The sequence below is a fragment of the Pseudomonas sp. SZ40 genome (assembly GCF_052958135.1).
Genome location: NZ_JBQWIF010000005.1, coordinates 1 through 15,261 on the forward strand (window position 1 = coordinate 1; position 15,261 = coordinate 15,261).

General features: G+C 62.5%; 6 protein-coding genes and 1 riboswitch. Of the genes, 3 read left to right on the forward strand and 3 right to left on the reverse strand.

The features are described 5' to 3' along the window. Positions 1–21 precede the first annotated feature (21 nt). Both ACT9T4_RS06100 and ACT9T4_RS06105 read left to right on the forward strand, forming a co-directional pair. Positions 22–10,014 carry a beta strand repeat-containing protein gene (locus ACT9T4_RS06100; protein WP_499116075.1) on the forward strand — a complete coding sequence of 3,331 codons (9,993 nt, stop codon included), beginning with the start codon at positions 22–24 and terminating at the stop codon, positions 10,012–10,014. 73 nt (positions 10,015–10,087) lie between these two features. After that, complete coding sequence (locus ACT9T4_RS06105; protein WP_042555337.1) at positions 10,088–10,426, forward strand: hypothetical protein; 339 nt, start codon at positions 10,088–10,090, stop codon at positions 10,424–10,426. Here ACT9T4_RS06105 and lapD read toward each other — a convergent pair whose 3' ends face one another. From lapD to ACT9T4_RS06120, 3 genes are all read right to left on the reverse strand, one after another. After that, positions 10,427–12,358: a cyclic di-GMP receptor LapD gene (lapD, locus tag ACT9T4_RS06110; protein ID WP_179537580.1), complete on the reverse strand. Its 1,932-nt coding sequence runs from the start codon at positions 12,356–12,358 to the stop codon at positions 10,427–10,429. A gap of 21 nt (positions 12,359–12,379) precedes the next feature. Beyond that, positions 12,380–13,039, reverse strand: a complete 660-nt coding sequence (gene lapG, locus ACT9T4_RS06115) for a cysteine protease LapG (protein WP_331386690.1) — start codon at positions 13,037–13,039, stop codon at positions 12,380–12,382. 165 nt (positions 13,040–13,204) lie between these two features. After that, complete coding sequence (locus ACT9T4_RS06120) at positions 13,205–13,660, reverse strand: hypothetical protein (RefSeq protein WP_052493835.1); 456 nt, start codon at positions 13,658–13,660, stop codon at positions 13,205–13,207. A gap of 334 nt (positions 13,661–13,994) precedes the next feature. Then, a riboswitch (guanidine-I (ykkC/yxkD leader) is annotated at positions 13,995–14,101 on the forward strand. Positions 14,102–14,166: 65 nt separating this feature from the next. On the opposite strand from ACT9T4_RS06120, the gene ACT9T4_RS06125 reads away from it, so the two are divergent. Beyond that, on the forward strand, positions 14,167–15,234 hold the full coding sequence (locus tag ACT9T4_RS06125) for a putative urea ABC transporter substrate-binding protein (protein WP_042555335.1): 1,068 nt from the start codon (positions 14,167–14,169) through the stop codon (positions 15,232–15,234). Positions 15,235–15,261 lie beyond the last annotated feature (27 nt).

The following is a 15,261-nucleotide window of genomic DNA, read 5'->3' on the forward strand; positions in this document are numbered from 1 at the left end:
GAAGACGCCAACAACGACGGCGTGATCAGCAAGGCTGAACTCAACGGAGAGATCGACGTACGCGTAGGCCTGCCAGCCGGTGCAGTGGCTGGAGATACGCTGGTGATCACCAACGGCACTACGCCGCAGACCATCACGCTCACGGCTGCGCAAATCACCGCAGGCTTCGTCACGACTACCTTCGCTAACCCGGGCGAAGGCAACACGCTGACCGTCGAAGCCACCCTGCGCGACCAGTTCGGCAACACCTCCGAGAAAGGTACCGACACCGCCAAGGTCGACACCCTGGCCGGCACCACGGGCGCGGCCCCAGTCGTCACCATCACCGAAGATGCCAACAACGACGGCGTGATCAGCAAGGCTGAACTCAACGGAGAGATCGACGTACGCGTAGGTCTGCCAGCCGGTGCAGTGGCTGGCGACACGCTGGTGATCACCAACGGCACGACGCCGCAGACCATCACGCTCACGACAGCGCAAATCACTGCGGGCTTCGTCACGACTACCTTCGCCAACCCGGGCGAAGGCAACAGCATCACCGTCGAAGCTACCCTGCGTGACCAGTTCGGCAACACGTCGAACAAGGGAACCGACAGCGCCCGCGTCGATACGCTGGCAGGTGCCACCGGTGCTGCTCCAGTCGTCACCATCACCGAAGACGCCAACAACGACGGCGTGATCAGCAAGGCCGAGCTCAACGGAGAGATCGACGTACGCGTAGGCCTGCCAGCTGGTGCAGTGGCTGGCGATACGCTGGTGATCACCAACGGCACGACGCCGCAGACCATTACCCTGACTGCAGCGCAAATCACCGCAGGTTTCGTCACAACCACCTTCGCCAACCCTGGCGAAGGCAACACGCTGACCGTCGAGGCCACCCTGCGTGACCAGTTCGGCAACACCTCCGAGAAAGGTACCGACACCGCCAAGGTCGACACGCTGGCGGGCGCCACGGGTGCTGCTCCGGTCGTCACCATCACCGAAGACGCCAACAACGACGGCGTGATCAGCAAGGCTGAACTCAACGGAGAGATTGACGTACGCGTAGGCCTGCCAGCCGGTGCAGTGGCTGGCGATACGCTGGTGATCACCAACGGCACTACGCCGCAGACCATTACCCTGACGGCTGCGCAAATCACCGCAGGTTTCGTGACAACCACCTTCGCCAACCCGGGCGAAGGCAACACGCTGACCGTCGAAGCCACCCTGCGTGACCAGTTCGGCAACACCTCTGAAAAAGGTACCGACACCGCCAAGGTCGACACCCTGGCCGGCACCACCGGTGCTGCTCCGGTCGTCACCATCACCGAAGATGCCAACAACGACGGCGTGATCAGCAAGGCCGAACTCAACGGAGAGATCGACGTACGCGTAGGCCTGCCAGCCGGTGCAGTGGCTGGCGACACGCTGGTGATCACCAACGGCACTACGCCGCAGACCATCACGCTCACGGCTGCGCAGATCACTGCAGGCTTCGTCACGACCACCTTCGCCAACCCGGGTGAAGGCAACACCCTCACCGTCGAAGCCACCCTGCGTGACCAGTTCGGCAACACGTCGAACAAGGGAACCGACAGCGCCCGCGTCGATACGCTGGCAGGTGCCACAGGTGCGGCTCCAACCGTAGAAATTCGTGAAGACATCAACAACGACGGGGTGATCGGTCAGAACGAGCTCAGCGGTGCGATCGATGTACGAGTCGGCTTGCCAGCCGGCTCCGTGGCCGGCGATATCATCAGTGTCACCGATGGCACGACCATCAAGACCTTCACACTGACTGCAGCGCAAATCACCACGGGTCATGTCGACACCACCTTCGCCAACCCAGGTGAAGGCAAGACCATCACCGTCGAGGCAACGCTGCAGGATCAGTTCGGCAACACGTCCGGCAAGGGCAGCGACCAGGCTCTGGTGAACAGTAATCCAGTGGCCGTCGACGACCCTGTCGGCAGCCCTTATACCGTGACGATCGGTGACCTGGGTGGGGGTTCAGCCACCAACAACTGGGCGCAGAACGACAGTAACAATCAGAAGACGGTAATCCAGGCACGAGATGGCAATGGCGACAACGCCAACCTGCTGCAACTGACCGTCGACGGCAACCAGAACGCTCTGGGCGTCGCAGGCTCGCCACGCGCCGTGGTCAATCAGGTCCCAGACCAGCTGGAATACGACCCGACCACCGGCAAATCCGAATCCATCACCCTGAACTTCAGCGGCAACCTCAACCAGGCCAACTTCAGCGTAAGTCGCCTGATCGCTGCAGAAGAAGGTGGCGAAGTGGGTCGTTGGGTGGCGATGTACGAGGGCGTTGAAGTGGCCAGTGGCACCTTCAAGCTCAGCGGTGGCGGCTCCGGCACCTTCTCGCTCAATACCGGCACGCAAGTGTTCGACAGCATCCGCTTCGAAGCACTGCCTACGGCCAACGGCGCAGGTGATGGGTCCGACTACTTCCTGACCGGTTTCTCCGGGTCCGGCCCGGCCTCTGCCAACAGCGCCTATGTGGTCAATGAAAGCCAGACGCTGGTCATCGACCAGGGCAAAGGTCTGCTCAACAACGACAGCGATGCCCAGGCCAACCAGACGCTCGGGGTCATCAAGATCAATGGCGCTGACGTCCCTGCCGACGGCAAGGTCGCGCTGGCAACGGGTGTACTGACCGTCAATGCCGATGGCAGCTTCAACTTTGCCGCCAATGACAACAACCTCAAATCGGGTGAGGTCAAGACCCAGAGCTTCACCTACACCGTAGGTGATGGTTATGGCGGTACTGCAACCGCCACCGCCACCATCACCATCATCGGTACCGAAGTCGCTCCTGGCATCGGCGCAGTCAGCGCTGCCGTGGACAGCACCGGTGGCCAGGTGGACGAAGGCGACAATGCCGTCTTCACCGTCAACCTCACCAACGCCAGCAGCACGGCATCGACCTTCAACCTGTCCCTCAACCCGGGTACGGCGACTGCCGGTAGCGATTACAACGCAGCCCTGACCAACCAGAGCTTCAGCAACGGGGTCACCTACAACGCCGCTACTGGCCAGGTCACCGTGCCTGCGGGTGTCACCAGCTTCACGGTCACCGTGCCAACCATCAACGATACCGTCAGTGAGCCGAGCGAAAACTTCACGCTGACAGTAGGTGGCCAGACCGGTACCGCGACCATCATCGACAACGATGCGGCGCCGACCGTCAGCACTGTGAGCGCGGCGGTGGACAGCACCGGTGGCCAAGTGGATGAAGGCGACAACGCCGTATTCACCGTCAACCTCACCAACGCCAGCAGCACGCCGACCACCTTCAGTCTTGCACTGAATGCCGGTACCGCGACGGCGGGTAGCGACTACAACGGTACGCTGACCAACCAGAGCTTCAGCAATGGCGTCACCTACAACGCCGCTACAGGCCAGGTCACCGTATCTGCGGGTGTCACCAGCTTCACGGTCACCGTGCCAACCATCAACGACACCGTCAGCGAGCCGACCGAAAACTTCAGCCTGACTGTTGGCGGGAAAACCGGCACTGCGACCATCATCGACAACGATGCGGCGCCGACCGTCAGTACCGTCAGCGCAGCGGTGGACAGCACCGGTGGTCAGGTCGACGAAGGCGATAACGCCGTGTTCACCGTCAACCTCACCAACGCCAGCAGCACTGCCACGACCTTCAGCCTGGCGCTGAATGCCGGTACCGCGACGGCGGGTAGCGACTACAACGGTACGCTAACCAACCAGAGCTTCAGCAATGGGGTGACCTACAACGCCGCTACTGGCCAGGTCACCGTGCCAGCTGGCGTCACCAGCTTCACGGTCACGGTTCCGACCATCAATGACACCGTCAGCGAGCCTACTGAAACCTTCACGCTCAATGTGGGTGGCAAGATCGGTACCGCGACCATCATCGACAACGATGCCGTGCCGACCGTCAGCACCGTCAGCGCGGCGGTGGACAGCACCGGTGGCCAGGTCGACGAAGGCGACAACGCCGTATTCACCGTCAACCTCACCAACGCCAGCAGCACGCCGACCACCTTCAGCCTGGCGCTGAATGCCGGTACCGCGACGGCAGGCAGTGATTACAACGGCACACTGACCAATCAGAGCTTCAGCAATGGCGTGACCTATAACGCAAGCACCGGCGTCGTGACGGTGCCGGCTGGCGTCACCAGCTTTACGGTCACCGTACCGACCATCAACGATACAGTCAGCGAGCCGACTGAAACCTTCAGCCTGACCGTGGGCGGCCAGACCGGTACTGCCACCATCATCGACAACGATGCGGCGCCTACCGTCAGCACCGTCAGCGCTGCCGTGGACAGCACCGGTGGTCAGGTCGACGAAGGCGACAACGCGGTATTCACCGTCAACCTCACCAACGCCAGTAGCACGCCGACCACCTTCAGTCTCGCACTGAACCCTGGCACTGCGACTGCAGGGAGTGATTACAACGGCACCCTGAGCAATCAGAGCTTCAGCAACGGAGTGACCTACAACGCCACCACTGGCGAGGTCACCGTACCGGCTGGCGTGACCAGCTTCACCGTCACGGTAGCGACCATCAATGACACCGTCAGCGAGCCAACCGAAACCTTTACGCTCAATGTGGGTGGCAAAACCGGTACCGCGACCATCATCGACAACGATGCCGTGCCGACGGTCAGTACTGTCAGTTCGGCTGTCGATAGCGCAGGCGGCGAGGTCGATGAAGGCGATAACGCTGTATTCACGATCAACCTCACCAACGCCAGCAGCACGCCGACCACGTTCAGCCTCGCACTGAATGCCGGTACTGCGACGGCGGGTAGCGATTACAACGGTACGCTGACCAACCAGAGCTTCAGCAATGGGGTCACGTACAACGCCACCACGGGTCAGATCACTGTGCCGGCAGGAGTGACCAGCTTCACGGTCACCATACCGACCATCAATGACACCGTCAGCGAGCCTACTGAAACCTTCACGCTCAATGTGGGTGGCAAGATCGGTACCGCGACCATCATCGACAACGATGCCGTGCCGACCGTCAGCACCGTCAGCGCGGCGGTGGACAGCACCGGTGGCCAGGTCGACGAAGGCGACAACGCCGTATTCACCGTCAACCTCACCAACGCCAGCAGCACTGCCACGACCTTCAGCCTGGCACTGAATGCCGGTAGCGCGACGGCGGGTAGCGACTACAACGGCACACTGACCAACCAGAGTTTCAGCAATGGGGTGACCTACAACGCCGGCACCGGCCAGGTCACCGTGCCGGCTGGCGTCACCAGCTTCACGGTCACCGTACCGACCATCAATGACACCGTCAGCGAGCCGACTGAAACCTTCAGCCTGACCGTGGGCGGCCAGACCGCTACCGCGACCATCATCGACAACGATGCCGCGCCGACCGTCAGCACCGTGAGCTCCGCTGTCGATAGCGCAGGCGGCCAGGTCGATGAGGGCGATAACGCCGTCTTCACCGTCAACCTGAGTAACGCCAGCAGCACGCCGACCACCTTTAGCCTGGCGTTGAACCCTGGCACGGCTGTGGCGGGTAGCGACTACAACGCGGCGCTGAGCAATCAGAGCTTCAGCAATGGCGTGACCTACAACGCCACGACTGGTCAGGTCACCGTGCCGGCTGGGGTGACCAGCTTCACCGTCACCGTGCCGACCCTCAACGACACCGTCTATGAGCCAACCGAGACGTTCTCCCTGACCGTAGGCGGTCAGACCGGCACCGCGACCATCGTCGACAACGATGCCGTACCGACGATCAGTACCGTCAGCGCGGCGGTGGACAGCACCGGTGGCCAGGTCGACGAAGGCGACAACGCCGTGTTCACCGTCAACCTGACCAACGCCAGCAGTACCGCCACCAGCTTCAGCCTGGCGCTCAACCCTGGCACGGCCGTGGCCGGTCTCGATTACAACGCCACGCTGAACAACCAGAGCTTCAGCAATGGGGTCACTTACGACGCGGCCACCGGCGTCGTCACCGTACCGGCTGGGGTGACCAGCTTCACCGTCACCGTGCCGACCATCAACGACACAGTCGCCGAGCCGACCGAAACCTTCAGCCTGACCGTAGGTGGCAAAACCGGTATCGCGACCATCATCGATAACGACGCCACGCCTACCGTCAGCACCGTGAGCTCGGCTGTCGACAGTGCGGGCGGCCAGGTGGATGAAGGTGACAACGCGGTCTTTACCGTCAACCTGACCAATGCCAGCAGCACGCCGACCACCTTCAGCATCGCGCTGAATCCGGGCAGCGCGACCGCTGGTAGCGACTACAACGCGGCGCTGAACAATCAGAGCTTCAGCAACGGTGTGGTGTACAACGCCATCACCGGTCAGGTCACCGTGCCGGCTGGGGTATCCAGCTTTACCGTCACGGTTCCCACCATCAACGACACCGTCTACGAGCCGACCGAAAACTTCACGCTGACAGTAGGTGGCAAGACGGGTACCGCGACCATCTTCGACAACGATGCCGTACCGACCGTCAGCACCGTGAGCTCGGCTGTCGACAGCGCGGGTGGCCAGGTCGATGAAGGTGACAACGCCGTATTCACCGTCAACTTGAGCAATGCCAGCAGTACCGCCACCACCCTCAGCCTGGTGCTGAACCCTGGCACGGCTGTGGCGGGCAGTGACTACAACGCGGCGCTGAGCAACCAGAGCTTCAGCAACGGGGTCACCTACAACGCGGCGAACGGAACCGTCACCGTGCCTGCAGGCGTGACCAGCTTCACCGTCACGGTGCCGACCATCAACGACACCGTCTACGAGCAGACCGAGACCTTCACCCTGACCGTCGGCGGCAAGAGCGGCACGGCGACCATCATCGACAACGATGCGGTACCAACGGTCAGGACCATCGAGGTCGGCCAGGCCGGCACCGCTGATGACAACGTGGTCGAAGGCAACAACCTGGTCTTCAACGTCACCCTGAGCAATGCCAGCTCGACGCCGACTTCGCTGTCCTTCAATGCCACGGGTACCGCGACCGCGAATGTCGATTACAAGCTGACCGCGCAGAGCTTCAGCAATGGCGTGACCTATGACGCCAGCACCGGGAAGATCACCGTGCCGGCCGGGGTTACCAGCTTCTCGGTGACCGTGCAGACGCTCGCCGACAACGTGGTCGCCGAACCGCTGGAAACGGTGCGCCTGGAGATCGGCGGGCAAACTGCAACCGGCGGCATCATCGACGGCACACCCGATGCCAAGGACGACAGCTACACCAAGGTCACGGGCCTGAAAGCCGAGTACTACGGCTACAACGATTCGAGCACCGGAGCGAACAACGACGGCGCCAACCTGACCAACCTCAGCCAGGTTCGTCAGTTCATCGATGGCCACACGCCGGCGGCGACCTTCAACGCCACCACGCTGGATTACGGCAACCTGAGCAATGCGTCCGGTCTGGGCAATGGCACCAACCTGCAGAATTTCCTGGGTGTGAACACCACCACGGGCAATGGCACCAAGGCCAACTCGCTGTCGACTGACCCGGGCAACACCTCCGACGCCATCATCAAGATGAGCGGCTTCATGAACCTGGCGGCCGGCACCTATCAGTTCAGGGTGACGGCGGACGACGGATACAGCATCCGCATCAATGGCCAGGTGGTCGCCGAGTTCAACAACAACCAGTCGACCGGTACGTTAACCGGCAACTCGTTCACCATCACGGCGGCTCAGGCTGGCGCCCAGCAAATCGAGATCATCTACTGGGACCAGGGCAGCGACGCTCGTCTCAAGGTCGAAATCGGCCAGGGCGGCACCTACAAGGTCGTCGACTCGGACATGCTCTACCACGTGCCGACGACCTCGAGCCTGGTGGTGGAGTCCGGCGACAGCCTGACCATCGCCGGCAGCACCCTGCTCGGCAACGACACCGATCCGAACGGCGACGCACTGTCCATTACCAGCGTGCAGAGCGCCACCAATGGCACCGTCAGCCTGAGCAACGGCAACGTCATCTTCACACCGAAGGAAGGCTTCTACGGTGACGCTACCTTCCAGTACACCATCAGTGACGGCAAGGGCGGCTCGGACACCGCCACCGCCACCCTGAAGGTGACCAAACCGGCCGACGTGATCCACCTGGCTGGCGACGGCGCCAACGACAATGGTGACAACACCATTCGCGGCGGCAACGGCAACGACGTGCTGCTTGGCGACACCGGCGGTACGCTGACCACCATCCAACCGGCGACTAACTACAACATCGCCTTGCTGGTCGACACCTCAGGCAGCATGCAGGGCGACCGCATGAAGCTGACCAAGGACGCGCTGTCCAAGTTCGTGACGACCCTTGCCGGCCACGATGGGGTGGTCAACATCGCCCTGGTCGGTTTCGCCGGGGAAGTGACCCTGAACTACAAGGTTTCCGAACTCCAGTCCGGTGCCAAGCTCAACGATCTGCTGGCGGAAATCCAGAAACTCACCGCCAGCGGCGGCACCAACTATGAAAGCTCGTTCAAGGAGGCATCCGCCTGGTTCGACGCCCAGAGCACCGCGGGCAAGACTGCCGCTGCGGGCTACGAGAACCTGACGTTCTTCCTCTCCGACGGTGACCCGACCTTCTACTACAACGGCAATACCACGACCGTCAGTGGCAATGGCTCGACCACCAACGATGAAGTGCTGCTCGGCTCCCTCGACACCTACAACGTGCTGGCCAGCAAGACCGCCGTTCACGCCATCGGTATCGGCAACGGTGTCAGCGAGAAGAACCTCGGCCTGTTCGACAACACCGCCGCGAGCATGGGCACCACCCGCCTCGCGTCGTCGGAGACGGTGCTGGCGAACTTCAATGGCGGCTCCACCGGCTGGAACAACCTGAACACCTGGACGACCGAAGGGACGGGTGGCGGCAGCTCGGTCAGCACCCAGACCAGCAACGGTGGCACCCTGAGGATCGTCGATACGTTCAGCGGCAGCGCCACCAGAGCCTACACGCCGAGCGTCACCATCGACGAGGGTGGCTACAGCAGCCTGAAGTTCAACTACACCACCACCAGTACCGGCAACGCCGACACCATGAGCTGGAAGCTGCAACAGCAGGTCAACGGCACCTGGGTCGATGTGCAGACGGGCGGTGGCTTCACCAACAGTAACTGGACGACCGTGGAGACCTCGGCTGTCGGTGCCGGCACCTACCGCCTAGCATTCAGTGTCGAAGACAAGAGCAGTGGCAACAGCAACGCCACCATGTGGATCGACAACATCGCCCAGGTCAACTACACCACGGTGCCGGTCGGCAAGGCGGATATCGTCAATACCGCTGACGGGCTCACCGTGGCCCTGCACGGCGGTTCCAACGCCAACGTTCCGATCTCGGTCGGCAGCGACACCATCTATGGTGGCGAAGGCAACGACATCATCTTCGGTGACGTCATCAATACCGACGCGCTGCCGTGGGGAGTCAATGGCAACCCGGCCAAGCCGACCGAGCTGCATAACGGCGCAGGCACCCATGCCCTGGAAGTTTTCCTGGAGCTGAAGAACGGCATCGCGCCGACCAATGCCGATATGTACGACTACATCCGCGCCAACCACGAGACCTTCAACGTGGCAGGTGACACCCGTGGTGGCTCGGATCACCTGTACGGCGGTGCCGGTAACGACATCCTCTATGGTCAGGGCGGCAATGACTTCCTGATCGGTGGATCGGGTGACGACATCCTGTTCGGCGGCGCCGGTGCCGATACCTTCGTCTGGCAGAAAGGCGACTTCGGCAAGGACGTGATCAAGGACTTCAGCGTGGCCGAGGGCGACACCATCGACCTCAGCTCCCTGCTGCAGGATCACAGCAACAACCTGGACGGCTACCTGAAACTGGTAACGGACAACGGCAGCTCCACCCTGCTGATCAGCACCAAAGGCGAGTTCAGCAACGGCGACACCACCACGCAACAGGTTGCCGCCAAAGCCGATGTGCAGATCGATCTGGGCCACGCCAGCCTGCCGAGCTACGACATCAACACGTTGATCGCCAACCACACGATCAAAGTCGATCCATGATAGGCCCAATGCTCCGCCACACTTTCGTGGCGGGGCGCTAAGCTGTAGGCACAGGTTTATCGGGGGAAGGCGCGTGTTCTATATAAAACGTAATGCCGAGGGCGAGCTGCAACGTGTGCAGCCCGAACCTTTCGAAGGAATGACCGGCGAATTGCCCGCCGATAGCGAGGAAGCGCGCTCCTGGTTTTCCAACCAGAACGTGGAAAGCAGCCTGCTGCAGCTCAAGCAGAGCGACCTGGACATGATCCGCGTGCTGGAAGACTTGATCGATCTGCTGATCAGGAAAGGCGTGGTGCGCATCACCGACCTGCCGGAAGCGGCCCAGAGCAAGCTGATGGGCCGTAGCCGAGCACGCGACGCCTTGGGTGGTGCGAACCGCCTGATCAACGAAGAGGAACGGGGCCTGATCTGATCAGGCCCAGGCCGCAGGCTCGCTGAACAGACGACCCTGCACGCCGCTGACCCCCATAGCCTGCAACACTTCCCACTCGCCGCGGGTTTCCACCCGCTCGGCGATCAATGGCAGATCGATGCTATTGGCCGCTCGCTGCATGGCTTCGATGAACAAGCGCTTGTCACTTTCCTGATCGATACCGCGAATGAAACTGCCATCCACCTTGAGGTAGGCCAGGCCCAGCTTCGCCAGGTTGCCGATCATGCTGAAACGCCCACCGAAATGCTGCAAACCAAGCTCGACGCCCAGGCTGCGCAGTTTGCGGGTGATCGCTTCGAGCTCTACCGGGCCCGGCAACTGTCCCTCGTCCAGCTCCAGAATCAGCCGGCCACTCACCGCCGGGTTGAGCCGCAAGCGTTCGTAGAGCTGCTGCAGCGCCTGAGGATCGCGCACGGTGATGCCCGACAGGCTGAGCGCCACCTTGCCATCATGGTCAGGCAACTGCGCCAGCAGGGCATCGAGCATCACCAGATCCAGACGTGCGGTCCAGCCGAATCGCTCCAGCCAGGGCAGGAAACGCCCAGCGGCGATGGTTTCGCCCTGCTCGTCCTGCAGACGGGCCAGCACCTTGTTGTGCAGCACCTGGGTGGGATCGGCGGCACTGACCACCGGCTGCACGTACGGCAGGAAGCGCCCCTGCTCGAGGGCATTGTCGAGCAAGCTGTGCCAATCGTTGTGCTCGTCGCTGACTGCGGCCTGCTGACGATGCTCGACGAACGCCCAGTGCTCGCGGTTCTGGCTGATCGCTTCGGCCAGTGCCGCATCCAGCGCGTTGTACAGCTCGCTGCTCGAAGCGCCCGCTGCGAAGGTGGTGATACCGATATGGGCAACCGGGAAACAGTCGCTGGCACCGGTCTGCTGCAACGAAAGCAGGCCATTGCTCAGTTGTTCGGCCAGTTGCTCGGCCTCCTGGCGATCGATGCCCGCGGCCAGCAGCGCGAACTCGCCACCGCGGTTGCGCGCCAGCAGGTAGCGCCCCTGGCTGACATGCTGCAACTGCTCGGCCACGGCCTTGAGCAACTGGTCCGTACGCTGGCCACCGATGCGCTGGTTGAGACCCACCAGGTCATTGACCCGCAACAGGAACAGCACACCGCTGCTGGCTCGCTCTTCGCCCGTCAGCCGGGCCTGCAGGTCGAGGTCGAAATAACGGCGGTTGGCCAGCCCGGTCAGGCTGTCCTGATAGGCCTCGGCGTGCAGCTTCTCGCTGCGCGAAGCCTCTTCGTCGAACAGTGCCTTGAGCTTCTCCACCATCTGGTTCATGGCGTTGACCACCCGGCGAAACTCCGGGGTGCGCGGCAGGTTCGATGCACTGAGGAACTCCCGGCGAGCGATGGCATTGGACTGCTCGACCATGTACTCCAGCGGGCGCAACTGCCGCTTGAGCAGCAGCACGCCCAGGCCGATGCACAGCAGGCTGATCAGCGCCAGCCACAGGAAGGTGGCGTAGGCGGTCTGCCACAGCTTGGCGATGGCGAAATACGGATGGCTGACCACCTCGACGCGGGCCGCCTGGTTCCAGCCGTCACTGACGATAGCGTCGCCCTGGGCCGGCGCCAGATCCACCAGATTGGCGAACCACTGTGGCGCGCCCGCGTCGAGGTTGGCGCCGGAGCGCTCGGTCAGCACCTTCTCGTCCGTGCCGATCACGCGGATGCTCTCGAAGTAGCCACTGTCGAAAATCGAGCTGACCATCAGCTCCAGCATCGCCGGATCGTTCAGATGCGAGCCGAGCGACAGGCCCAGCGCAGTCGCGGCGTCCTGGGCATGGGCGCGCAGCTGGTTGACCTGCTGCTCGCGCGAGCTCTCCACGTTGACCACGACGCTTGCGGTGAAACTCACCAGCATCAGCACGCAGATGGCTACACACAGCTGCTTGAACAGTGACATGAACGACTCCTTCGCTACGCCTCAGGGAAACCCTTCGGCGCGCATCTTCTTCAACAAATCCTGCCAGCGCGAAAGGCGCTTGCTGTCTCCCACCTGCTTGCCGCCTGCTGGCCCCGGCACCCAGAGTCCTTCGGCATTGAAGGCATACACGGGTACCAGGTCACGGCGCTCGGTCGCCGGATCGATGGCATCGATCAGGTTATCCAGCACCAGAGGCACGGAGGTGGGGGTCGGGTAATAGGTCAGTACCATGTGCGCCTGGTTCAGGCGCACCGCCTTGACGTAAGTGATGCGCAGCTTCTCGCTCGGCACACCCAGCTCACGCAGGCTGAAATACTTGGCGATGGCGTAATCCTCGCAATCGCCGGCGCCACGCATCAGGGCCTCGACCGGCGTCGCCCAGTAATCCGTGACGCCCCAGATTTCCTGGTCATCGCGAAAGCGCAGCTGCAGATTGAAGAACCGGTTGATGGCCTTGAGCTTGTCGGCCTCGCTGGCAGTACGCTGCTCGTCGAGCAGGCGCTGCCAGGCGTCGATGCGTGGTTTGCCGGCGCCCAGCGGGCCGTAGAGTTGCTCGGCGCGGGCGGCGATCCGCTGGAAATCCCATTGCGCGTGCAATCCGCCAGCCGCCAAGAACAAGGCGAGCAAAAACGCCACCAGCACGGGCCAGCGGTAACGGATTGAGAGAGAGCCAGAACCGCCGATGGCCACGACAATGCTTCCAGACAAGCAACAGCGTCATGGTGCGGCGCACGCGGGTAAAAAACAATTGCCAGATGCCACTACAGGCGACGAACGTGCTGATGCGCTCCGGGAGCGCATCAGGTGAGATTTAGTTTGTGAAGATCAGCGCTCGCGATTCCAGCCGCCACCCTGGATGCGCTGAATGCGTTGAGGCGCTTCACGCTGTTGCCACTGCAAGGGCGCGGAGCGGTGCCGCTGTTGCTGCTGATAGTGATGGCGCTGCCCTTCCCAACCCGGGCGTGGTGACGGGCGGTAATCGCCACGATTGCGGTCGTGACGGTTCTGGTAACGCGGATCATAGCCACCGGGCTGGTTGAAATAACGAGGCGGTGGAGGCGGCGCATAGTGCCGTGGCGGTGAGTAGCGACGGTCGTAGCGGCGGTCCTCGTAGACATACACACGCGGCGCCCCATAAACCTGGGAGCGCTGTACGTGAGCACCGGGGTAATACTGACGATCATAATCTCGATAACCACCGCCATAGCCGCTGTCGCCATAAACGGCACAACCGGTCAGCGAGAAACCCAACAACGCGACGAGCATGGATTTACGGATCATGGGGCGGCCTCCTTCGACCGCGAAACGCACATCGGCGGCTGCCGATGCCGGGAATGTTCCCAATCCATCAGACAACCCGGCGCCAGCCGAATCCGCTCCACTCGTCGGTGAGTCGCAACAAATGATTTCAGCAGCGCTCGACGGGCGCACTGAAAGCGCGCGCCGAAACCGCGCAACCAGCCCCCATCGCGCACCATGAAAGCGCAGAGAGTTTCCCAGCGAATCCGCCCACGCCCAGGCTAGACGACTCGCCAGTGCCTGGCACGATCCTCGCTTAAGGCATTGCGTGCAGGAAAATCCCAGGCAGCGGCCTGGGACAGCGGCATCACAATTTGCAATAGCCGACTAGGGTTCCGATTCGCCAATCAGCAGGCGAATGACTGGTCCGAGAGTTGGCGACCTCCTCGAGGGGTTACACGGCGGGACAAAAGCCCGGGAGAACGCGCCCCCAGCGATGGGAGATGCCGCGCACTCCTGCTCCGCCCTTTCTCGAACTGGAGGTCTCCATGCGCAAGCCCCGTCTTTTCTCCGTTCTCGCCGCCGGTCTCGCGGCTGCCATCTCCCTCAACGGCCAGGCTGCCCAGAAGGACAGCTTCAGCGTGTGCTGGACCATCTACGCCGGCTGGATGCCCTGGGAGTACGGTGCCACCCAAGGCATCGTCGACAAGTGGGCGAAGAAGTACGGCATCGACATCGATGTCGTGCAGATCAACGACTACGTCGAATCGATCAACCAGTACAGCGCCGGCCAGTTCGACGGCTGCGCCATGACCAACATGGACGCCCTGACCATTCCTGCCGCTGGCGGTGTCGACAGCACGGCGCTGATCGTCGGCGACTTCTCCAACGGCAACGACGGCATCGTGCTCAAGGGTGAAAAGAAGACCCTGGGCGATCTCAAGGGCCAGAACGTCAACCTGGTCGAGCTCTCGGTATCGCACTACCTGCTCGCCCGCGGCCTGGAAAAGGCCGGCCTCAGCGAACGCGACCTGAAGGTGGTGAACACCTCGGACGCCGACATCGTCGCCGCCTTCGCGACCCCGGACGTTACCGCCGTCACCACCTGGAACCCGCTGCTCGCGGAAATCGAAGCCACGCCCGGCGTGACCAAGGTATTCGACTCCAGCCAGATTCCCGGCGAAATCATCGACCTGATGGTGGTCAACAGCGACACCCTCAAGGACAACCCAGCCCTCGGCAAGGCACTGACCGGTGCCTGGTACGAAATCATGGCGACCATGGGTGATGGCGGCGCTGCCGGCCAGGCTGCCCGCGAGCACATGGCCAAGGCCTCTGGCACCGACCTCAAGGGCTACGAGGCGCAGTTGGCGACCACCAAGATGTTCTACAGCGCCAAGGAAGCCGTGGCCTTCACCAAGAGCCCACGGCTGCCGGAAACCATGAGCAAGGTCGCCGCCTTCTCGTTCGATCACGGCCTGCTCGGCGAAGGCGCGCAGAGCGCGGACGCCGTCGGCATGGCCTTCGCCAACGACGTGACCACCGGCGATCAGGGCAACCTCAAGCTGCGCTTCGACCCGACCTACATGCAGATGGCCGCCGACGGCCAGCTCTGAAGGACAAGCGTTCCCTCGCACTGCCTG